At 54.6% G+C, this 20,651-nt stretch carries 25 protein-coding genes and 1 pseudogene; 11 read left to right on the top strand and 15 right to left on the bottom strand.

Annotated features, from left to right (window positions below):
* Positions 1–64: 64 nt before the first annotated feature.
* On the top strand, positions 65–1,132 hold the full coding sequence (locus ABD115_RS14010) for an aspartate-semialdehyde dehydrogenase (protein WP_343961908.1): 1,068 nt from the start codon (positions 65–67) through the stop codon (positions 1,130–1,132).
* Positions 1,133–1,158: 26 nt separating this feature from the next.
* A complete protein-coding gene (locus ABD115_RS14005) occupies positions 1,159–2,379 on the top strand; it encodes an LL-diaminopimelate aminotransferase (RefSeq protein WP_343961906.1) in 1,221 nt (406 codons plus the stop codon).
* A gap of 178 nt (positions 2,380–2,557) precedes the next feature.
* Here ABD115_RS14005 and ABD115_RS14000 read toward each other — a convergent pair whose 3' ends face one another.
* Complete coding sequence (locus ABD115_RS14000; protein ID WP_343961904.1) at positions 2,558–3,577, bottom strand: metallophosphoesterase; 1,020 nt, start codon at positions 3,575–3,577, stop codon at positions 2,558–2,560.
* A gap of 2 nt (positions 3,578–3,579) precedes the next feature.
* On the bottom strand, positions 3,580–6,171 hold the full coding sequence (locus tag ABD115_RS13995) for a transglycosylase domain-containing protein (RefSeq protein ID WP_343961902.1): 2,592 nt from the start codon (positions 6,169–6,171) through the stop codon (positions 3,580–3,582).
* A gap of 128 nt (positions 6,172–6,299) precedes the next feature.
* On the opposite strand from ABD115_RS13995, the gene sp36 reads away from it, so the two are divergent.
* Together sp36 and ABD115_RS13985 are read left to right on the top strand one after the other, a co-directional pair.
* Positions 6,300–6,467, top strand: coding sequence for a Sp36 family protein (gene sp36, locus ABD115_RS13990; RefSeq protein ID WP_343961900.1), 168 nt, complete (start codon positions 6,300–6,302; stop codon positions 6,465–6,467).
* Position 6,468: 1 nt separating this feature from the next.
* A complete protein-coding gene (locus ABD115_RS13985; RefSeq protein ID WP_343961898.1) occupies positions 6,469–6,945 on the top strand; it encodes a RidA family protein in 477 nt (158 codons plus the stop codon).
* Between the two features lie 80 nt (positions 6,946–7,025).
* On the opposite strand, the pseudogene ABD115_RS13980 reads toward ABD115_RS13985, so the two are convergent.
* A pseudogene (locus ABD115_RS13980) lies at positions 7,026–7,325 on the bottom strand (AMP-binding enzyme); the annotation flags it as partial.
* Between the two features lie 50 nt (positions 7,326–7,375).
* Here ABD115_RS13980 and ABD115_RS13975 point away from each other — a divergent pair.
* From ABD115_RS13975 to ABD115_RS13965, 3 genes are all read left to right on the top strand, one after another.
* A complete protein-coding gene (locus tag ABD115_RS13975; RefSeq protein ID WP_343961896.1) occupies positions 7,376–8,932 on the top strand; it encodes a recombinase family protein in 1,557 nt (518 codons plus the stop codon).
* Between the two features lie 255 nt (positions 8,933–9,187).
* A complete protein-coding gene (locus tag ABD115_RS13970) occupies positions 9,188–9,727 on the top strand; it encodes a hypothetical protein (RefSeq protein ID WP_343961894.1) in 540 nt (179 codons plus the stop codon).
* A 36-nt stretch (positions 9,728–9,763) separates the two neighbouring features.
* Positions 9,764–10,144: a hypothetical protein gene (locus tag ABD115_RS13965; protein ID WP_343961892.1), complete on the top strand. Its 381-nt coding sequence runs from the start codon at positions 9,764–9,766 to the stop codon at positions 10,142–10,144.
* A 64-nt stretch (positions 10,145–10,208) separates the two neighbouring features.
* Here ABD115_RS13965 and ABD115_RS13960 read toward each other — a convergent pair whose 3' ends face one another.
* From ABD115_RS13960 to ABD115_RS13920, 9 genes are all read right to left on the bottom strand, one after another.
* Positions 10,209–10,364, bottom strand: coding sequence for a hypothetical protein (locus ABD115_RS13960; protein WP_343961890.1), 156 nt, complete (start codon positions 10,362–10,364; stop codon positions 10,209–10,211).
* Positions 10,365–10,370: 6 nt separating this feature from the next.
* Complete coding sequence (locus tag ABD115_RS13955) at positions 10,371–10,616, bottom strand: hypothetical protein (RefSeq protein ID WP_343961888.1); 246 nt, start codon at positions 10,614–10,616, stop codon at positions 10,371–10,373.
* A 398-nt stretch (positions 10,617–11,014) separates the two neighbouring features.
* Positions 11,015–12,076, bottom strand: a complete 1,062-nt coding sequence (locus ABD115_RS13950) for a hypothetical protein (RefSeq protein ID WP_343961886.1) — start codon at positions 12,074–12,076, stop codon at positions 11,015–11,017.
* Between the two features lie 51 nt (positions 12,077–12,127).
* Positions 12,128–12,772 (bottom strand): hypothetical protein, encoded by a 645-nt coding sequence (locus ABD115_RS13945; protein ID WP_343961884.1) that lies wholly within the window; start codon positions 12,770–12,772, stop codon positions 12,128–12,130.
* A 46-nt stretch (positions 12,773–12,818) separates the two neighbouring features.
* Positions 12,819–13,493, bottom strand: a complete 675-nt coding sequence (locus ABD115_RS13940; RefSeq protein WP_343961881.1) for a recombinase family protein — start codon at positions 13,491–13,493, stop codon at positions 12,819–12,821.
* A gap of 16 nt (positions 13,494–13,509) precedes the next feature.
* The gene (locus ABD115_RS13935) at positions 13,510–13,758 is read right to left on the bottom strand and encodes a hypothetical protein (RefSeq protein ID WP_343961880.1); all 249 of its coding nucleotides are present in this window, start codon (positions 13,756–13,758) and stop codon (positions 13,510–13,512) included.
* Positions 13,759–14,098: 340 nt separating this feature from the next.
* Positions 14,099–14,389, bottom strand: a complete 291-nt coding sequence (locus ABD115_RS13930; protein ID WP_343961878.1) for a hypothetical protein — start codon at positions 14,387–14,389, stop codon at positions 14,099–14,101.
* Positions 14,390–14,502: 113 nt separating this feature from the next.
* On the bottom strand, positions 14,503–14,916 hold the full coding sequence (locus ABD115_RS13925; protein ID WP_343961877.1) for a hypothetical protein: 414 nt from the start codon (positions 14,914–14,916) through the stop codon (positions 14,503–14,505).
* Positions 14,916–15,134, bottom strand: a complete 219-nt coding sequence (locus ABD115_RS13920) for a hypothetical protein (protein WP_343961874.1) — start codon at positions 15,132–15,134, stop codon at positions 14,916–14,918. The genes ABD115_RS13925 and ABD115_RS13920 overlap by 1 nt, the downstream gene beginning before the upstream one ends.
* Before the next feature lie 93 nt (positions 15,135–15,227).
* Between ABD115_RS13920 and ABD115_RS13915 the strand changes: the two genes are divergently transcribed.
* The gene (locus ABD115_RS13915; protein WP_343961872.1) at positions 15,228–15,710 is read left to right on the top strand and encodes a hypothetical protein; all 483 of its coding nucleotides are present in this window, start codon (positions 15,228–15,230) and stop codon (positions 15,708–15,710) included.
* A gap of 76 nt (positions 15,711–15,786) precedes the next feature.
* On the opposite strand, the gene ABD115_RS13910 is transcribed toward ABD115_RS13915, so the two are convergent.
* Positions 15,787–15,933, bottom strand: a complete 147-nt coding sequence (locus ABD115_RS13910; RefSeq protein WP_343961870.1) for a hypothetical protein — start codon at positions 15,931–15,933, stop codon at positions 15,787–15,789.
* Positions 15,934–16,212: 279 nt separating this feature from the next.
* On the opposite strand from ABD115_RS13910, the gene ABD115_RS13905 reads away from it, so the two are divergent.
* Positions 16,213–16,575 (top strand): hypothetical protein, encoded by a 363-nt coding sequence (locus tag ABD115_RS13905; protein ID WP_343961868.1) that lies wholly within the window; start codon positions 16,213–16,215, stop codon positions 16,573–16,575.
* A gap of 19 nt (positions 16,576–16,594) precedes the next feature.
* Here the strand turns inward: ABD115_RS13905 and ABD115_RS13900 are convergent, their stop codons facing one another.
* Positions 16,595–17,155, bottom strand: coding sequence for a hypothetical protein (locus tag ABD115_RS13900; protein ID WP_343961866.1), 561 nt, complete (start codon positions 17,153–17,155; stop codon positions 16,595–16,597).
* 720 nt (positions 17,156–17,875) lie between these two features.
* Between ABD115_RS13900 and ABD115_RS13895 the strand changes: the two genes are divergently transcribed.
* Entirely contained in the window at positions 17,876–19,015 is a 1,140-nt protein-coding gene (locus ABD115_RS13895) for a replication-relaxation family protein (RefSeq protein ID WP_343961864.1), read from the top strand.
* 53 nt (positions 19,016–19,068) lie between these two features.
* Here the strand turns inward: ABD115_RS13895 and ABD115_RS13890 are convergent, their stop codons facing one another.
* Positions 19,069–19,419, bottom strand: a complete 351-nt coding sequence (locus ABD115_RS13890; RefSeq protein ID WP_343961862.1) for a hypothetical protein — start codon at positions 19,417–19,419, stop codon at positions 19,069–19,071.
* 106 nt (positions 19,420–19,525) lie between these two features.
* On the opposite strand from ABD115_RS13890, the gene ABD115_RS13885 reads away from it, so the two are divergent.
* Complete coding sequence (locus tag ABD115_RS13885; protein WP_343961860.1) at positions 19,526–20,005, top strand: hypothetical protein; 480 nt, start codon at positions 19,526–19,528, stop codon at positions 20,003–20,005.
* The last annotated feature ends 646 nt before the right edge of the window (positions 20,006–20,651 follow it).

The raw sequence follows: 20,651 nt of genomic DNA, 5'->3' as shown, positions 1-20,651 counted from the left end.
CACAACAGATTTCGCGGCCACGGCCGCCACACACGCACAGCGTACGAAGAACAGGATTGAACACATGACTGAACAGCAGGGACTCACAGTCGCCGTTGTCGGCGCCACCGGCCAGGTCGGCAAGGTAATGCGCCGTCTCCTCGACGAGCGCGACTTCCCGATCAAGGCGATTCGCTTTTTCTCGAGCGCCCGCTCGGCCGGCACCACGCTGCCGTTCCGCGGCGAAGACATCGTCGTCGAAGACGTTGCGACCGGCGACAAGAGCGGCATCGATATCGCGCTGTTCTCGGCCGGTGGCACCCCGTCGAAGCAGTACGCGCCGGCGTTTGCCGAGGCGGGCGCGATCGTCATCGACAACTCGAGCGCCTGGCGCATGGACCCGAACGTTCCACTCGTGGTCAGCGAGGTCAACCCCGAGGCGCTCGACGAGGTCGTCGCCGCGCGCAAGGGCATTGTCGCGAACCCGAACTGCACGACCATGGCCGCGATGCCCGTGATGAAGGCGCTCGACGCCGAGGCTGGTCTCGAACGCATGAAGGTCACCACCTTCCAGGCAGTCTCGGGGTCGGGCCTCGCCGGTGTCGCCGAGCTCGCCGGCCAGGTCACGGCTGCCGTCGAGACCGGCAAGATCGAAGAGCTCGTGCACGACGGCCGGGCCATCGACTTCGTCGAGCCCGCGGTGTACCAGAAGACGATCGCGTTCGACGTGATCCCGCTCGCCGGGTCGATCGTCGAAGACGGCGAGGGCGAAACCGACGAAGAGAAGAAGCTGCGCAACGAGAGCCGCAAGATTCTCGGCCTGCCCGGGCTGCTCGTCGCCGGCACCTGCGTGCGCGTTCCCGTCTTCACCGGGCACTCGCTCGCGATCCACGCCGAGTTCGCGAACCCCATCAGCGCAGACCGCGCCCGCGAGGTGCTCGCCGCGGCCCCCGGCGTCGAACTCAGCGACGTGCCCACCCCGCTTGAGGCGGCGGGCAACGACCCGAGCTACGTCGGCCGCATTCGCGCTGACCAGTCGGCCCCCGAGGGGCGCGGGCTCGTGTTCTTCGTCTCGAACGACAACCTGCGCAAGGGCGCCGCACTGAACACTGTGCAGCTCGCCGAGGTCGTCGCAGCCAAGCTCACCGACTAACCAACGGAACGAACAGGATCTCCCCGATGATCACCAACCAGCACTTCGGGGAGATTCCCCCGTCGTATCTTTTCAGCGAGGTCGCAGAGCGGGTGCGCACCTTTTCGGCTGCGAACCCGGGAGCCGAGGTACTGCGGCTCGGGATCGGCGACGTCACCCGCCCGCTCGCACCAGCAGTGATCGAAGCGCTGCACCGCGCGGTCGATGAGCAGGCCGTGGCGAGCTCGTTTCAGGGCTATGGGCCCGAGGCCGGCTACGCGTTTCTGCGCGAGGCGATCGCGGCGGGGGAGTACGCGGCGATTGGTGTCGACGTCGCCGCCGACGAGATCTTCGTCGGCGACGGGTCGAAGCAAGATTCGGCGAACGTGCAGGAGCTGTTCGCCGATACCGCCCGCGTCGCGGTGACCGACCCCGTCTACCCGGTCTACGTCGACTCGAACGCGATGGCCGGCCGGCTCGGCACCTTCGACGGGGAGCGATGGACGAAGCTGAGCTACCTACCGTGCGACGACATGAACGGCTACCGGCCGGCGCTCCCGGCAACGCCTGTGGAACTCATCTACCTCTGCTCGCCGAACAACCCGACAGGGACCGTGATGTCGCGGTCAGACCTCGAGGGCTGGGTCTCCTATGCCCGCGAGACCGGCGCCGTGATTCTTTACGATGTTGCCTACCGCGCCTTCATCACGGGCGACGATGTGCCGCGCTCGATCTACGAGATCCCAGGCGCTAACGAGGTCGCGATCGAGCTCGGGTCGTTCTCGAAGACCGCCGGCTTCACTGGGTTGCGCTGCTCGTGGGCGGTGGTGCCGCACGCGCTGCAACGCGACGGCGTCTCGCTCAACGCGATGTGGCTCAGGCGCCAGTCGACGAAGTTCAACGGCACCCCGTACATTGTGCAGCGCGCGGCCGAGGCAGTGTACAGCCCGGAGGGGCGCGCGCAGGTGCAGGCCGACATTGACTACTACCTGGCGAACGCACGGCTCATTCGCGAGACCCTCGAGCGTGCTGGCGTCGCCGCGGTTGGCGGGGAACACTCGCCCTACGTGTGGTTCCGCTGCCCCGGCGGCATGGACTCGTGGGAGTTCTTCGACGTGCTGCTTGAGCGGGCGCAGCTCGTCGGCACGCCCGGTGTTGGCTTCGGGCCGACCGGTGCTGGCCATTTCAGGCTGAGTGCATTCAATACGGCAGAGGCCACCCATGAGGCCGCACAACGGCTCGCTAGGTTGCTCCCAGAGCTCGTGTAGGGTGTGCCGGTCTCGGGCGCGCAGGCGGGCGTGTGGCGGGCGCGCAGGCGGGCGTGTGGCGCGGCTGCGCCTGCAGAACCGGGGGCGATCTGCCGTAGATAGGTCTCGGGGCCGGTGTTTGGGCCCGGGGTGTGTAGATCGCCTGGCTACCGCAGCCCGGGGCCGGCAGGGGCGGCCCCTACCGGCCAGGCGCGGTGAGCGTGATCAGGCTCGCCTCGGGGCGGCAGGCAAACCGCACGGGCGCGTAGATGGAATTGCCGAGCCCTGCGCTCACATTCAGATAGGCCGCCCGGTGCGCGTCGTACCAGACGCTCAGGCCGCGGGCCTGGTCGTTGGGCAGGTCGCTGTTTGAGGTAAGCGCCCCGACTCCGGGAACCCGCACCTGCCCGCCGTGCGTGTGGCCGGCGAGAATGAGCTCGGAGCCCGACGACAGCAGCTCGCCGAGGGCTGCCTGGTAGGGCGCGTGCACGAGCCCTACGCGCACGCCGCGGCCAGTTTCGAGGTCGTCAGTGACTGCCCCCGTAGCCGCGCCCGCTTCACCCGGGCTGACCTTGCTCGCTCCGACCTCGGCGACAACGGCCGCGTCGGGCAGCGCAAACCCCTGCTCGCCCATCGCGGCGCGCATCGCGTCGGCGTTGTGCAGTCGAATGTGCGGGTCGTTCAGCCCGATGAACTCGAACGAGGTGCCGCGAAGCGACAGAGCGGCGGCCGAGTTGTTGAGGTCGAGAAACCCGAGATCAGTGAGCCCGGTGGTGAGCGTGGCGTTGTCGATGTCTTGCGCGCGCGTGCTCAGCCGGCTCGGCTCGCGCAGGTAGCGCATCGGGTTCTTGAACTTCGGCCCGTAGTAGTCGTTCGACCCGTGCACGAACAGGGTCGGGGTGTCGGCGAACGCCTCGAGCGTGTGCAGCAGCGCAGGGCGGGCGCCGGTGTGCCCCATGAGGTCGCCCGTCAGCACCACGAGATCGGGGTTGAGGGCGCGAAGCGAGCGCACCCAGTTGATCTTGTTGGTCTGCCACGGGGCGAGGTGCAGGTCTGAGAGCTGCAGCACGCGCACCGGGGCGGCGCCCGCGGGGAGCAGGGGAATCTCGTGACGGCGCACCGTGAACAGTCGCCGCTCGATAACGGTCGACCATACGAGCACTCCCGCTGCGGCCCACCCAAGGGCCGCAGCGGCGCGTGCGCCGGGTTTACGCTGCATCGCTAGCTGCAGTTCACGGTGAGCGTGACCTGCGCGTTCAGGCGCGCCTCCTCGCCCGATGCGGGTGAGACCGAGGTGACCTTGTGTTTGCCAGCGTCGAGATCATCGCCGTCACCCGAACACACCGCGTTGACAGAGGTGAAGCCTGCGCTCTTCAGCGCGTTCTCGGCGTCGCGCGCGGTCGCGTCGGTCAGCCCGTCGGGAATCTTGCCCGAGTTGCCGAGCGAGCGGTAGAGCGTGATCTCGGCGCCGAGCGCCGCCGCTGCGCCTGCCCCGGGGTCGGTGCGGGCGATCATGCCCTTCGGCTGTGACGAGTCGACCTCGCCGCCGTCGCGCACGGAGAACTTTGCGTTCGTGAGAATCGACGAGGCCTCGTCGAACGACTTGCCAGCCACATCGGGCACGGCGACGGTGGTCTGCTTGAGCGCGGTCTGCGTGGGGTCACCGAAGCCCTCGCCGCCGTACTTCTGGTCGGCGACGTACATCACGGCCGGCCAGATGCGGCTGTCGGCTGCGGTGAGGCCCTGGTAGCCGCCGAAGTTTCGGGTGTCGACGCGCTCACAGCCCGGCTGCCCGAGACACTGCGGGTTCGGGCCGACGTTACCCACCCAGGTCGCTGTCGAGACCTTGCTCGAGGCGCCGACAGTCCAGTTGTCTTTGTACTCGTCGGTGGTGCCGGTCTTCGCGAGGTGCGGCGTGCCGAAGGCCGAGGCCGCGTGGCGCGCGATGCCGTTCGTGATCGTGTACTGCAGGGCGTAGGCGACGCCCGCCGCGACCTCTGGCGAGATGGCCTCGGAGCACGAGCTCTTCGTGAACGGCACGGGCTCGCCATTTGGCCCGGTGATCGCGTCGATCGCGATCGGGGAGCAGAGCTTGCCCTGGCCCGCAAAAGCGCTAAACGCCGTGGCCATGGTGAGCGGTGCAATTTCGTCGGTGCCACCGAAGGTGTTCGACGGCACCATCGTGAGATCGAGCGTGCCGAAGTTCGGTTGGTCTTCAGCGGCGGCGGGCGAGGCGCGGTGAATGCCGAGCTTCTTCGCCATGTCGAAGGTGTCGCAGAGATCCATCTGCTGTTGCATCGAGATCACGCCGCCGTTGAGCGACTGTCCCATGGTTGTCAGCACGGTCTGGTTGCCGCGCACGCCCATGTTGTCGTTGTTGAACTGCCAGTTGCCGTAGCCGTAGACGCCCTCTGGCATGCAGCGGGCCCTGAAGCTCTGCAGCTGCACGTTTCGGCCGTTCACGTTCACGCGGTCGTTGACCGAGTGGCCCGTGCGAATCCACTCGGCAAGGGTGACGGCCTTGAACGTCGAGCCGACCTGGAACCCGTTGGAGCCGCCGTCGCTCTTGTCGGTGCTGTAGTTGATTGCCGTGAAGCCCTGCGGCGCGAGCTCCGGGTCGTTGCTGTAGGGGCGGTTTTGCGCCATCGCGAGCACACGGCCGGTATCTACCTCTTGGCTGACGGTTGCGCCGCCAACGTCGATGCCCTCCATCACCTGCGGCACGTTCTCGCGCATCGCCTCGACCGCCGCGCGCTGCATGTCGAGATCGATCGTCGTGTAGATGTCGTAGCCGCCGCGGCGCATGTTGAACTCGCGGGTCATGGCGTCGGGGCCGAACTCCGAGTCCTTCTTCATCTGGTTCTGCACGTAGTCGCAGAAGTGGCCGAGCCCGTAAGCATCTTCGGCGACCGTGCACCCCTGCACGCGGGGGGTGATGTTCGGCTCGACCGGGGTGGCCTTCGCCTCGTCGTGCTGCGCCGGCGTGATCTTGCCCTGCGTAAGCATGTTGTCGAGAATGAGGTTGCGGCGCTTCTCGTTCGCCTCGAGGTTCTCTGCGATGTCGAGCTGATAGGCCGTCGGCCGGTTCACGATGGCGATGAGGCTCGCGGCCTGGGGCAGCGTGAGCTCTTTCGCGGTCGTGCCGAAGTAGTAGTGAGCGGCAGACTCGATGCCATAGACCGTGCGACCAAACAGCGCGATGTTCAGGTAGCCCGTCATGATCTCGTCTTTGGTGAACTTCTTTTCGACGCCGATCGCGAGCTTCATCTCTTTGAGCTTGCGGTCCATGGACTGTTCCATGGCGTCTTTGTAGGCCTTCTCCTGCTCCTCCGGGTCTGGAATAGCAGTCGACTCCTGCACGAGCACGTTGCGCACGTACTGCATCGTGATGGTCGAGGCGCCAGAGATGCCGTCGCCGCCCGCGACGTTCTGCAGCACCGCGCGCGAGGCCGCGAGCGCGTCGACGCCGCCGTGGGTGTAGAACCGCGGGTCCTCAATCGCGACGAGCGCGTCTTTCACATACGGCGAAATGTCGTCCCAGCCGACGGGCACGCGATCCTGGTCGTAGAATTCGGCGATCTTGACGTTCTCGTCGCCGTTCTTCGCCCAGATCGTGCTCGGCTCTGCGAGCTGGCCCGGCTTCAGGTTGCTCGGAAGGTTCTCGAAAATGCTTACCGCAGAGGTCGCCGCGGCGCCCGAGAGCGCGACGACGGGAGTGACGGCAGCGGTGACAAGAATGCCGGCGATGGCGCTCATTGCCACCGCTCCGAGGATGCCGCCGAGAACGCCGCCGGCTGAACGGGGCTTTGCCATGGGCACGCGCGAAGACTTAGAGGCCTTTGGGGTCATAGACTCAAGGGTAGGCGATAAAAGCTGGCAATCAGCGCCGCTCGCGCCAAAACTAGGCGTTTTCACCCGCTATTTTCAAGAAGGAGTCTCACGTGAGTGAAGCTACCGAAGCACCGCGTTGGGAGTACTTTGTCACTCCGCTGCTGCTGCACAACGAAGCTCAGATCCTGAACAACTGGGGGTCCCAGGGCTGGGAACTCGTGCAAATCATCGAGGGCCCCGCCGGTGGAAACGTCGCGTATCTCAAGAGAAAGGCCTGAGATGTCATCAGTTATTGAGGATCGCATTCACGAGCTGGGGCTCGAGATTCCCGAGATCGTCCCAGCGGTTGCAGCCTACGTGCCGGCGGTGCGCGATGGCGACTACGTGTACACGGCGGGCCAGCTGCCCATCGCGAACGGCTCGCTCGTCGCCACCGGCAAGGTCGGCGAGGGCGAGGGGCTCGTTTCCCCGGCGACGGCGGAGGAGCTCGCGCAGGTGTGCGCCCTCAACGCGCTTGCCGCGGTGCGCGGCGTTGTCGGCTCGCTCGACAAGGTCGAGCAGGTCGTGAAGGTCACGGCGTTCGTGGCGTCTGACCCGAACTTCACGGGCCAGCCAGCGGTGGCGAACGGCGCATCGGTGTTCCTCGGCAAGGTGTTCGCCGATCAGGGCATCCACGCGCGTTCCGCGGTCGGCGTCGCGGTGTTGCCGCTCGACGCCCCCGTCGAGGTGGAGTTCATCTTCCGCGTGCGCGACTAGGTTTCGCCCGGCACAAGAAAGAGGCGGTGCATCCATGCGGATCCGCCGCCTCTTTCGCAATTGCGGGCGTCGCGCTCCCGCTACTTCGCGCCGCGCTCCGCGACGACCCGGTCTGAGATGAGCTGCATCACCATCGTGTCGGCCAGCGTCGTCGTATCACCGATCTTGCGGCCTTCGGCCGCATCCTTCAACAGGCGCCGCATGATCTTGCCCGAGCGCGTCTTCGGCAGCTCGTTCACGACGTAGACGCTGCGCGGCCTCGCGATCGCGCCGATGTGCGACGCGACGTGCGCGCGCAGCTCCTGCTCGGCCTGCTCCTCGGTGAGCAGGTGCTGCTGTGACTTGAGAATCACGAAGGCCACAACCGCCTGACGCGTGGTTGTTTAAGTATGTGTCACAATAGCATCAACTCAAAGGCGAAGAGGGTGGCATGACGAAATCCCAAAAGGCAGTGATCTATGCACGCATCAGTGATGATCGTGAAGGTGAAGGTTTGGGCATCGAGCGGCAGGAGACAGATTGCCGTGCTCTTGCAGAACGTTTAGGTTTTGAAGTCATTGCTGTCTATGCGGACAATGACATTGGGGCAAGCGATAAGACAAACAAGACGCGGGAGCAATACAACCGCATGCTTGAGGATGCTCGCAAAGGACGCTTCAGCTTTATCCTCGCCTACTCGAATTCTCGCTTGACCCGTCGAGTTCGAGAATATCTCGACCTGATTGACCTCTATAGAGAGCACAAAGTCGAGATTCGGACAGTTGTTTCAGGAGACCACAATCTCGCCACTGCTGATGGACGAGCCGTAGCGCTGACATTAGCAACGTGGGATGCGGCAGAGGCAGAGCGTATCTCTGAACGCATCAAGCGTAAGAATCTCCAACGAGCTATGAGCGGCGAACCAGCGATCCAGCACAGAAGGCGCTTTGGTTTTGAAGCAGATGCAATCAATCATCGCCCTGACGAAGCACAAGCCATTCGCAATGCAGTCGCTGACATTATTTCGGGAGCGTCCATTACTTCCATTATCAAGAAGTGGGAAGCAGAAGGAATCCTCACCACTGATGGGAAAGCCTCATGGGGTTGGGCTCCAGTTAAGCGAGTGCTCTTCGGGTGGAAGACAGCAGGTGTCAGAAGCCTCAATGAGGAGCCGCTTTATGACGCTTCAGGAAAGCTAGTGATGGGAAATTGGGAACCCATCATCACTCTAGAAGAGCGATCAGCGGGACTCGCCATGATGGAGCGCCGAAGCCGTAGGGGAGTGAAAGAAGGTAAATGGCTGCTCTCTGATCTTCTACGCTGTGGCGTTTGTGGAGGGAAACTCTACGGGCAGCGGCTTGATCAGCATGAACGCAGTAGCTATTCATGCAACAGCGGCAAGACAGCTAATCATTTAGCGATCAATGCAAAGCGACTGGAAGACCATGTGAGCAGGGAAGTCTTCGAGTACCTTTCAGCGCTCACCTTCAGAGGCTTCACAGAGCAGAGTCTTGAGCCGAAAACGTGGGCTAGAGAGCAAGAGCTTGAAGAAATCTCTGAGCGCATCAGTGAACTCATGGATGCTCACGCGAGCAAAATACTCACAAGCGAAGTTGTCTTTCCACAGATCCAAAAGCTTGAAGACCAGCGAAACGAGTTGCGGCGTGAGCGTAGGGACTTCCACGCTAATAATGCACAGCCGAAGACACACATGGAAGCCGTCTGGACTAGTGCACTCCCGTTAGCGACCTCAAACTCTCTCTTTGAAGATCAGCAAATAGCGATCAGAGCAGAGGTAGAGACCGTAATCATTGCGAAAGCGACAAGGGGTTACGCTTCGAGGACAGATGAGGCTTTCCTGAAGCGGATTGAAATCGTTTGGAAGCAGCCACACTATGAAGTTGAACGCCTGACTGATGAAGAGTGGGCTTCACTGATGGTGAATGAGAACACCCCGCCAGAAACTAAAGAACAACTCTGGAAGCTCTTCACTCTAGAGGAGACGTAGAACGCTATCTAAGCGCGCCCTCACGAAGTGCATACAAATACACGTGAGCGTGGAATAGATCGCTTAGATCGTCTAGCACTGCGTCTTAAGGGTGAGAGAAATACTCTGCGAGACACGGGAATGAAACGAAAGGCTTCACGTCTTTGAACCATACGCATTCCGTACACAAAGCGTTAGCAAGACGAGACACCGCGAAGCGTTCTCACTAGGATACGAGGAAGACTCAAGGTCTACTCATAGATGAAAGGAATCAGCATGGCTGTATATCTCGTAAACCCCGAAAGCCCCTCGGAAAGCTACTACTCCATTACGGATGGAACCGAAAGCGTTGAAGAGCGCATTAAGAAATTCGGAGCTACATGGGAGTTGCTCGCAAAGGAAGCGCGAGACATTCAGATCGAGCTGTGGAACAACCAGACTAGCGAGGCTAAGAAAGTTTCTGGCGTGGAAAGCATTGCTGCCATGACGGAATTCCTTAAGGCACAGTCGAAGCGAACGACTCCAACTGAAGTTGCACGTAAGGCACTAGTGATCAGCGAGCTTTCAGTCGGACTTGAAGAAGCAAAGAAGCAGGAATTCGCTGGTCGTAAGAAGAAGGAAAAGGTTGATCTCATTGATGCGATCAAGCTTGCTCTTGGAATTTCTTACACAAACCTCGCAAAGCAACTAGCCGATAGAGATGAAGCTGGTAAGGAGATCGGCACTCTTGAGGGATATGAAGAAATCCGCAAGGAGATTGAAGCACGAGCTGCGGCTGACGGTGCGAAGAAGGAGGAAGCGATGAAGAGCGAATGAAGAGCAGAAATTAGGCGACTTCGTACAACGTCAGAAATGCGGCAAGCCGAAGAGAGGCTACGCCGTGAACTCCAAAATTACACAGATGCAAATTTTGGGGAGCCGTACCAAACTGGCGCGAGTACCGAAGTAGAGAATGCATTTGCAGCATGGGAATCAATTGCTCTACTAGCAATGCCACAATCGCCAGATGCTCCCCCACCGGCTTACGATGAGTATCCTGACCAGTACGAATCGGAAGACGAAGCTAATAAATGGGCACGTGAGCATCAGCACATGGTGGAGGAATGGGAATCCTTCGAAGCATGGCTCATAGAGATACGTGATGAGATGCTTCATCCCAAAGTGAATCGCCAGCTTACGACTCACGAGCGCGAAAAGCGTGGCTATAGCAATGATCGTGCACTCACATTCTGAAACCAACAACAAACCCCCGCACAAGATATTTTGCTGCGGGGGTTTGTTAGTTCAGCAGGGGAGTCTAACGTGAGGCGTAGACAATCGGAATGCCATTGACAATAATCACATCAGTGATTTCACGGCCTTCGCTCTTAGCGTCCTCAAGCGTTTGATTGAACTCTTTAAGCTTTTCAGGAGCGACATGAGCGGCAGCTTCGGCTACAGGAAATGTAGGCATCGAAGATTAGCGCTTCTTGATCGAATCGAGGTGATCCGCGAATTCCTGAAGAGCCTTGAGCGATGCGGCGAGCTTTGCAGCAGCTTCAGGCTTCGAGGCAGCGAAGAAAGGACGCTTGCGCTTTGCATCAGCGAAAAGCTCCCCAACCTCATGCTTTACCAGATTGAGAGTACGGGTGATTTCGCTTCGATCAATCTCTGCAATCGAATCGACGGCTGCGGTGGTTGCGGGGGCAGTGTTTGCAGTAGCCATGTTGATCAGTTCCTATCGTGAGTGTTTGCTGTAAGCGGTGATGTAGCTACAATGACAGGCTCACTAAGCTTGTCAACCGGCTAAGCAAACTATTTGAGCCATAGATATGGCTTTTCAATCACTAGGAGAATTAGCTCAAAAGGCTTCTTTCTACAGCGCTCTGAGAGGCCAATGCTAGCAACGAGCCACAGCAGGGAAAAGCAGCATTTCAGCAACCTTTTTCCACTAGTGCACTTTGTGTGGAGTCATAAGGAAGCAATGCTTCATTGAGCGAGATAGCCACTAGCCAAAGCATCGACAAAGCGTCTTCCGTACACAAAGCGTTAGCTATAGACCCAGCAAAAAGGCCCCGCACTTAATGGTGCGGGGCCTTTGATTAGTAAAGAGAAAGAGACGATTTAGACCACTGGAAGAATATCTGTAGTATCCCATCTAGCCTTGAAATAACGATCCATTGCAACTCCAGCATATGACCACTGCAATTTGCCGTTGAGCATTCTTGGATAAACCGATTTGCTAGAGGAGGCGAACTCTTTGAAGACAGTTTTCCCATGCATCGAAATCTCTACACGGTAAGGAACTTGCTCATCATGCTTGGCAGATGAATCATAGATTCGTACTCGCTCACCTCGTGAAGTGAAATCTTTAGTACCTGAGATGTCATATGCCTGACCACTCTTTAGGTTAGTTATCTTCATTGTGTAATCACCAATGAGCTGATCCTGAGAGTCAATAGCTAGATAGAAGTCATGCACGGCAGAATTAGGGGTCTTTAGTCCGAACTCAGAGTATTTATGCCATTGCTTTGCTTTTCCGATTACTATCTCACCTTGGCGGAAAACTACACCACGAAATTCGTTGGAAATGAACTTGATCTTTCCAAGCATGGCATCTCCAATTCTGCCACCGGCATGCTCAGGTCCGAGGACAACCTTCTTTGTCAAACCATTGCGTTCAATCTCTACAGTCCAGTCACGGCGATCAAGTTTCACATAATCTCTCGGCTGAACGTCTTTTGTTGCAATATTGATTCCGAAGTCACGTGCCGCTACAGTATCCCCCACAACGTTCTTCTCACCTAACAGTTTCCCCGCTTCATCAAAGACACGGACAGAAGTTTTCGTTGAGCTATTCATGCCTTCACCTTCTAAGTAGACAAGAAGGCTATGTGTCTCTCTCATGGTCTTGAGGCTTTCATCCACATCATCTTCATTCTCTTCTTGTTCTGGTGGTGTAGTTACTGGTGGATTCGGATCAGTAGGAGGGGTGACTGTCTTGAGGAAGTCATCACAATTTCCTAGATCACCCTTGCTTTTGAATTTTGGCTCTTTCACATTCACTGCTTGAACGCAAAACTTGCCAGTTTCTAGTGATCCTGCTTGAGCGCTTGGAGCGATCATAGAGAGCGCTAATACTGCGGCTCCAGCGGATGCTAGTGCAATCTGGTGTTTGGTTTTCATTTTGTATCTCCTTGATAGTTGTTTTCAATATCGGCTTCCGTACACAAAGTGTTAGTAGCCAAGGTCACTTCTCCAAGATGGAGTGCTTTCCGAATGGCGGTTCTTCGGCATTCGAGCGCACGAAGTCGTAGTTTTTAGTTGCTCCGGCTTAGCACTTGTGCGAAGGTCAGCCTCTTTAATAGCCCGATGCAGTTCAGCTCGAAAGTAGAGAATTTCTACAGCATCAGAGAAGAGCTTGACTCGTTCTCTGTAGATGTCAGCATTAGTAGGGTCAGCAACAATCTGATCAATCAAAAGCGAGCGTTGATCCTTAAGGCCTTTGAGATTTCGGTAGGACAAGCGGTGGATCGTCATTGTCCTAGCAGCTTCGGGAGTGAGCGCATAGAGATAGCCGTCTTCACTTGAAAAGTTGTAGTGCTGCTTACCGGAATTCACGAGCGCATGAATTGCTCTTTCTTCCTTGAGAGCAAGATCGTGTGCGGAGTCAGCCCACTCGATGAGACGCTTTGTGAAGTACTCTTTACCGAAGTATCGCTGGTCGCTTCGTAGCGCTTTCGATGACCCTAAATAGGTTCGCCAATCCTCATTCGGCTTCGGCGTATGTTTTCCGATGTAAAGATGCCCTGTTAGTAAGCATTCGATTTCATAGATGTAGCCATAGTTGGAATTGAGTTCTAGTTGAGTTGGTTCATTCATGACCTTTCTGTCCTTGTTTTCAGGTGGTAGTGATTAGTCGGTGCAGTTAGTTGGTTCCGCGCAGAAGTGCTAGATCACGGGATTTGTTGTAGCGCTCCCATTCCTCACGAGATTGATAATCGCCAGCAATAACTTTGCGAACAGTGGCCGCAGCCACCTTTGAGGTTTTCCCACTAGCGCGCTTCACTTCTACAAGCTTGCAAATTGTCTTTGCGCCCAATCCTTTGTTGTGGAGAGTCAAAATCAGTTCAATTTCTTTGTCTCGTAGTGAAGGTGGTCGTCCTAACTTGTACTTCGCATCCTTCTTCACTTGTAGAGCAGCACGAGTACGCTCATTACGAGCAACATTCTCGTTATGGTCAACGACGCTAGAGAACGCCAGCGAAATGCTTTGATCGAGATTGTCGAGATTGTCTAGTGTGAGATTCCTATCGAGGATGTAAACTGTGATGCCTCGCTCAATAAGCATTCCTACGACATATTGAACTTCATAGCTCTTCCGGCCAAGACGAGACGAAGAGTAGATCTTGAGAACGTCACCATCAACTAAACGCTCATTAAGTTCAAGCCACACTGGACTTTCACGAAGCGCAGTCATGCCTTTCTGATTAGCATCTTGAATGATCTCGTCGCAGCCTGAATCCTTCAGCGCCTTTGTTTGAGCATCAAGACCAAGTTCTTGCTTGCTAGTTGAAGTACGGGCGTAGCCATAAATAGTCATTTCGTTTTCCTTTGGTTTAAAGACTCTTGAGAGCTTCAAGAGCAAATGAAGTTGAGACATTGAGTGCAGCAGCCATTGTTTCCGCAGCGTTCACTAGATCATCGTGAGCGACGTTTTCACCGAATTTCGAGGTATGCCATACGTAAGGGCGGAAAGACGCTTCAATTCGCTCAATTTCGTAAGTGATCCCATTAGCCTCGAAGCGAAGACTGCGAGGGCGAGTGGTAGGGATGAAGTGACTTGAAGTAAGTGGTGAGATATTCATTGTGATTCCTTGTTATTCGGGTTTCTAGTTGGCGATTTCGAGCAGGGTGAAATAAGTAACCCTTTCCGCGCCCTTAATCGTGGTTACTAATATCGGTTTGTTATCCGTACGTTTATGTAACCCACCCGCTTCCCCTTTAGCTCATTGAGATTTGACGTCTAAGCAGGTGAGCGAATTTTGGCGAATTTCTATAGAATCCATTGCCAGCGAAGAAGCAGAGAACCCGAAGACCGAAAAGCTCTAGAAGACGTTCTTAGCCCCTCGACACACTGCGCAGGGAAATATGCATCGAGGGGCTAAAGCATTCAGAGACAGCGTTCTAGCGTGTCTCACGTGGTGGCTACAATTGCTCGCAAGAGCAAGGAAGCATGAGCGCTGGATACTTCTGAAAGAGCGAACGCGAGAAGATCAGCAAGAGATTCCGCATGTTCATATCATTCACAAACCAGCCACGAGCATCGAGCGCACGTCTCATGCCTCCAAACTTCACCCAATGAGCGATCTGCAAAGCTAGCTCGACTGGTGATTCTTCGATTTCGACTCGAACGCACTCGCTAACGGCTTCGATGAAGAACAAGTACTCATCATCAGCATCAGCTTTGAGACGAGTTCTTTGGTGAATGCAGCTCATGGTGCCTCCTTTGTAGCGTTTGAGATGAATATCGGCTTCCGTACACAAAGCGTGAGCGGCAACAAAAAGAAAGCCCTCACACAATCAAGTGCAAGGGCTATCTATAGAAACGATTACGGCTTCCCATCATCAAGCGATTCAGGAAGATCAAAAAGCGGCTTCGCATTGGAATTAGCACGAGCAGCGGCTAGCTCCCCCTCACTCGAAGTAAGCGGCTTCGCAGCGTCACCTTGCTCATAACGCAAGCGCTCTTTTCTGGAGAACGCGACTCCGTCAGCGCGGTAGAGCTTTTTCGTGCCAGTTGGAGTTTCCACTTCAAAAGTGCCATCACGCCGCAGAGCAGAAATTTTCGTCAGCGAATCCTCTTCGCCAGCCCACCGCGCTTCAACGCCACCACCAGCGAGAGCAATTCCTTCACGGCCAGTGACATGCTCTGAATCACCAATCATGCACTTTTCCACGCCAGCGCCAACACGAAATTTTGCACGGCATCTACGCCAGTGCTTGCCAGAGAGATGGTATTTCATTACTTCTCACCACCAGCAATTCCACGAGCCTCGAAAGCCTCTAGTTCAGAGATGAAAGCGTTGACCTCTCGCAGATAAGCTTCATTACGAAGCTTAAGAGCATGGCCAGCAAATTCAGCTTGATTTGAAGTGATGAAGTGCTCTGCGAAAGCACAAGCAATAAGCTCACAGCATTCAGCTTCACTAGTGTTCTGGTTGAAGTGATAGCGATGGTTCATTTACGGCTCCTTGATTTGCGGTTTGAAGCAATATCGGTTTCCGTACACAAAGCGTTAGCGTGGAGTGAGTGAACTTTGCAGAAAGGGTTGCCCGTGAGTGAAACACTAGATGAGCGTAAGAACCGCTTGTATCCAGTGATCCTTGAGCGAACTGTGGCGCTAATGACAGGCTTCGCACACATTCAGGAAATGATCAAAGCAGCTCTACAACAGCGGCTCGCAGATACACTTCCGCCGTCGTTGGTCAAGATGCTCGCAGACAAGGTTAGATCTGATAAAGACCTACGCTTCGCTGCTGTAGCTCTGAGCGAATTTCCGGCAGCTTCACCAGAAGCCAATGAATTCAATCGGCGATGGGATCGAGTCAAGAAAGTCAGAGACATGCTCGCCCATGGAATGCAGGTAGCACCTCTATGGTCGGATGAAGAGAATGACTTCCTGTATAGGCCTCTATACAAAGAAGGAATAGAGACAACGGTCACATCAATCGAACTTGACTCGTTGAACCAAGACTGTAAGGCAATGTGGAGCTGGATGCTAGCGATACAAAGAGCTAATCAAGTTGAAAGACAGTAATCGAAGCTTGTTATTCAATTTCACACATAACTAAAGCCCTCACACAATGAAGTGCAAGGGCTGAAGTTGGGCTTAGCTAATCATCAGAGTCATTTAGAGCAGGATTGGTTTCAGAATCAGGGATACCAAGTTTGGATTCAAGTACATAGCGCTCGAAAGAAGCTAAAGACTTTTCATCAATCCATTTGTATCCCGACAAGTCGAGTGCAGATAAGTTTGACATGAGTGTTCCTCCATAGTTTCAGGGTTTAAGCAACCAGATAGATCTAGTTATCAATAAGACCCTCATGTTAAACGAGCGGTAAGTGTTGGGACTTGCTACAGACGGAACCCCACTTCTGTAGCGCGGCGGGAGATTCTACCTCGCGCATTCCGAGAACGGCCTTGCTGAAAAAGTGATTGGCATACTCCCACCCAACGAAGGAACTCACAGATTGGGGAAAGCACGCGCTCGTTATCTTCTCAACGGCGTTTTTCCCCACAGCACCAGAATGCTGCCAGCATGGATCGTGTCACACAAGTTCTGGATGCGATTACAGACACGACGAAAAATTCCGGTGGCGCGCGGCTACGCCAGAAAAATTTGCTCATGGCTACTCCTCAAAATCAGGCCGATTTTGGCTTCGGCACAATATCTATCGCTTTGAGGAAAATGAAACGAGAAAGCCCCGCTAGCGGAGTAGGTGCCAGCGGGGCTTTTCAACCAGAAGAACACAAAGCCAAAAGAGCACTTCAGGTTTATCTCTATTGTGAAAGGAAGTGTTCGGAAAGCATGAGTGATAGGTGCTTTGAACCGAACAGTATGAATATCAACTTGCGTTTACTTGCTAAGAGAAGAGGCAAAATGCATCAATGCATTGAGTAAGCAGCATTGCTTAGCTTTGCTATTTAGCCTCAGAAACTCTCTCCGAAATCAACTCTTTAGCGTATTCAGCTATCTCTATATCCGAGTTCGAGGTCAACTCTTCTAGCGTTGATAGAGGCGTATTCGGGTGCTTCATGAAATGCATTGTCCGATGAGAATCACGGCGGATCGAAAGGGCTAGAGCAATCGTCTCGCCAGTGGTTTCAAGATCACTAGCCAACATTCGCAATGCACGGTCATTGCTTGAGACAGCAAGCTTAGCAACGAGGGCAGCGCTATCAGCTCGACGATCCCACAGGAACTCACCCAGATCAAAGCCGTCATATTCAGCAAGAGTAAGCAGAACTTCTTCACCTACCGCTGGGTTGTCTGCTAAGAACAGATGAACCTGCTCATCATCGAGCTTTGCGAGCTTCATTGCCGCATTAGGGTCAAGATCTGAATAACAGGCCAGCGCACGCCACGCAAAGCGATTACCTGTTTCAAGGAGACCTTCTTGATCCGCCGTGCTAAGTGCGTAGCCTCTAAGGGCAGTCGGAAGGTCATATTCATTAAGACTCTCGAAGTCCACATCTACCATACGTACATCATAGTCATTTGAGTGAAACAACAAACCCCCGTAGAGAATCACAAAAACTACGGGGGTTTGGCATAAGGAGATCATGTATGAATCACATCATCAGAATCAATATCAACTTGTGTTGACATTAACTGAAAAAGAAAAGAAAGACCACCGGAATATCCGTGGGTCAAGCGCTGTCGCTCGCTGCTTCCGCCGCTAAACATTCGGTAGTTGGTAGGCCGTAATGCCACGGCCTCACAAGAGTCCTGTTAAACAGCGGGGGCTTAACCGCAGGGAGTGCTAGACGGTGAGCCTAGCATTCTTGAACTTATGCAAGTTCAAACAGCACTACGTGTCACACGCAGTACTACGTGTGCATACATTGCGGTGGTGTCGCACATTGTCCAGTGGTGTCACACGTGGAAGTAATGTGGTGGTCTAGGGGCGAGTTGGTGTCGCACATCGACTGTGGCTTCGTGCAGTCTTCAGGAAGCTTCCTTGGTCATCAGAGGAGTCTGCTTGACGGTATCTAAATGCCCTCCACCGGGAGGTGCCAAGATTAGCGCGCCGATTTCCCTTGATTCAAAATTTCTATAGTTCAGGCCGCATCATCATGGGATATGACTATGGGCGTAAACACCCCTTTTCGCAGTGGTGTGTAACTGGTGTGCAAGTGGTGATCCATACCTGATCAATTCTTGTTGATATTCCACTTCAACCAACTGAAGGAGTGGAATCATGAACGAAATCATCAACCCTATGCTCGATTATTCAGACGAGCCTATGCCGTGGGATAAACCAGTGCGGAGTGCCGCGGAGGAAGCAGAACTTCAAGCAAAGAAAGATGTAGGGCTAGTATCCGATGGGCGTAAGAAACACAAGAACCCTACATACAAGCGAAAGACATTCACAGACAAGGATGGCGTAGTACTAGCGTTCTTAGCAAAGATGCGAGTAGCTAATACAGAGCAGCTTTCACGGCTTTCATACATCGACGGAACGAAGAGATTTGTCTCAATCGCCACCATGAATCGACGCTTGCTTGGTTTAGCCGAAGCCGGCATGATTACGCGCATTGTCTATAGAGGCTATGAATCACTTTGGGCTGTGACAAAAGCTGGTGTAGCTCAAGCTCAGCTCATGGGATTCTTGATCAGAGATAACGAAGTTGATCCGAGCTATAAGCGTGACCATAATCTCTCTGAGCTTCCTCATACGCTAGCCATTTCCCAAATAGCTGCCATCCTGCTTAGTCCAATGCCTTTCATTAAGCCGCTTGATTGTGGCTCATTTGATGAGATTATCTCAGAGTACGAAGTGCGCTCTGCGTGGTCATCAGTGATGAATGAGCTTGATGCTGAAGCAAAGCGGGAGGATAGAGCGAAATCAAGCTTTGTTGCATGGCGTGAGGGTATGAAGCGAGATGTTCTAGAGCGTTTGCAAGAGGGGCGCACTAGTTGGGATGAAGTGCTTGAAGAGCAACCTGCCTTTTGGACTGTAGCGCTTAGCCAAGTTGGAGCGGAGCATCGCTTTGCTAAAGCCCATCACCATCCTGATTTAGTCGTGAACTTCGAGCACAAACGTACTGGCGTAGCTCCGCGCTCTTACGCAATCGAGATAGAGCGTAAGCCAAAGACAACCATTGGGTATGAAGCCATGCTTGAACTGTGGTCACAAGAGTTTGCAGCGAAGATGCCTGTCTATTCCAAAGTGGTTTACTTCACCAACAATCAAAAGGCGATTAGCCGTCTTAAGGTTGCTGACAAGAAGTACGGCTTGATCGAGAAGGAAAAGCTCCTCATCCTTCCATTAACCAATTTTGATAAGACGCCTTATGACGATTCGGGCACTGGCGTAAACCTCGCCGCGAAGCGTTAGCCGCTGAACTAGTTATCCCCCGCAGAGTTCTTCACTTTGCGGGGGATAGCTGTTTATTCAGGCTCGTACTCGTCAGGCTCGTAATAACCAGAGACTTCATCAGAGATCATTTGATCAGCCGCAAGGTCTCCGTTAAGCAAAGCGGCGCGAGCTTGATCACCTCGCCAGTCACCACGATCAAGCGGAGCTGCCTTTGCTTTGCTCGAATTCATGAAGCTAGCGAAATCGTCCTCAAGCGATTTAGGTTTCTTGCGAAGAGGTTTCGGGAGCGTGTAAGCCTCCATCATCTTCTCGTAGGCTGCTCTGCCTTCTGCTGGTGAAGCGTAGTGCAGTGAGGCGCATTCGGCCTTGCTGCACGCATATGTATTTCCAGTGCTCGTATTCAGGTGTGTTCCATTAGTCATAGCGACCTCCATTGTTTGAATGAATATCGCTGTTCCGTACACAAAGCGTTAGCGCTCTAAAAGTCAAAGCGATAGAAGCTTCATTCATTTCAATTAAGGAGAAAACATGAATGACAAAATCAGCGCTGGCGCATACAAGTGGGCAAAGAAAAACGGATTCAAGTTCGTAACCACGCTTGTCTGGAATCATGAAACTGATGAACCCGAAGTAATTGATCGCGAGCCAATCGAATACTATTTAGCCGAATCTGTTACGTATGAGGAAGACGATGCTTATCAGGTGGCTCAAGAGGACAGGCGCAGAAAGCATGAAGCGTTGAGACGAAGCTACCAACGCAAAAGAGCTTTCACTGCAACTGGTTTAGTTGGCGACAAGAAGTTCATCTATGGCATGGTGCATAAACTCGAAGACATTTCAGGTAAAACATTGCCTGATGATTTCAGTGGTACCGCTGACGATCTTGCTGAAGCGCTCGGCATGAAGATCGAGAAAATGGCTAAACGCTTTAACAAGTTGCCTGATGCTACTCGTCGTCCCACTGTGGATGATCTTCGTGCATTAGGCACAATCACCATTTCCGTCTAAACAAGAATCCCCAACGCATTTTACGTTGGGGATTTTTTGTGAGCGCTTGAGGTCTAGTGTTCTGTAGAACTTTTCATCCCCTCCCATACACCTTTGCCGAAATCGCGTAGTTGGTTCCATGAATCGCTAAGACCTTCACCAACCATCACACCTATTTCGTTTGCGCTAGAGTCCCGATCTTGCTCGCTTTCAGTAGGTAAAGAGTCTGAGACACCTGCTGATCCTCCACCGCAGCCCGTAAGCGAAAGCGCAGTGAGGATAATGATTGTGGTTGCTAGTGTTTTCCTCATGAGCAGATGCTAACGGGCACTAGTGACAACGCTGTAGAAGACGATCTAAGCTGTTAGCTCGTGAGGTCATACAAATACGCACAATAGCGCTTTGTTTCGCTTAGACAGCATCCTCGAGTTAGCGACAAGGCATCTAAACCTATGCGTCAGAGTCGGGCGAACTTAAGTCAAGATGACGTTGTTCAAGAAAACACTAAATCTAGTCCGGCGCGCTAAGTTCTAGTCAGATTTGCTAGACGTAGCACTTGCCTCAAGCGCTAGCTAGCGTGCTAGTCCTAGTGCGTGCTAGAACGCTAAGTTCTAGTCAGATTTGCTAGATCTAGTCAGATTAGCTGGCTAAAACGCTAGCTAGCGTG

It is taken from the genome of Leucobacter albus (genome assembly GCF_039528015.1).
In the GTDB taxonomy this organism is placed as follows: Bacteria; Actinomycetota; Actinomycetes; order Actinomycetales; family Microbacteriaceae; genus Leucobacter; species Leucobacter albus.
This window is presented reverse-complemented; position numbering and strand designations above follow the sequence as displayed.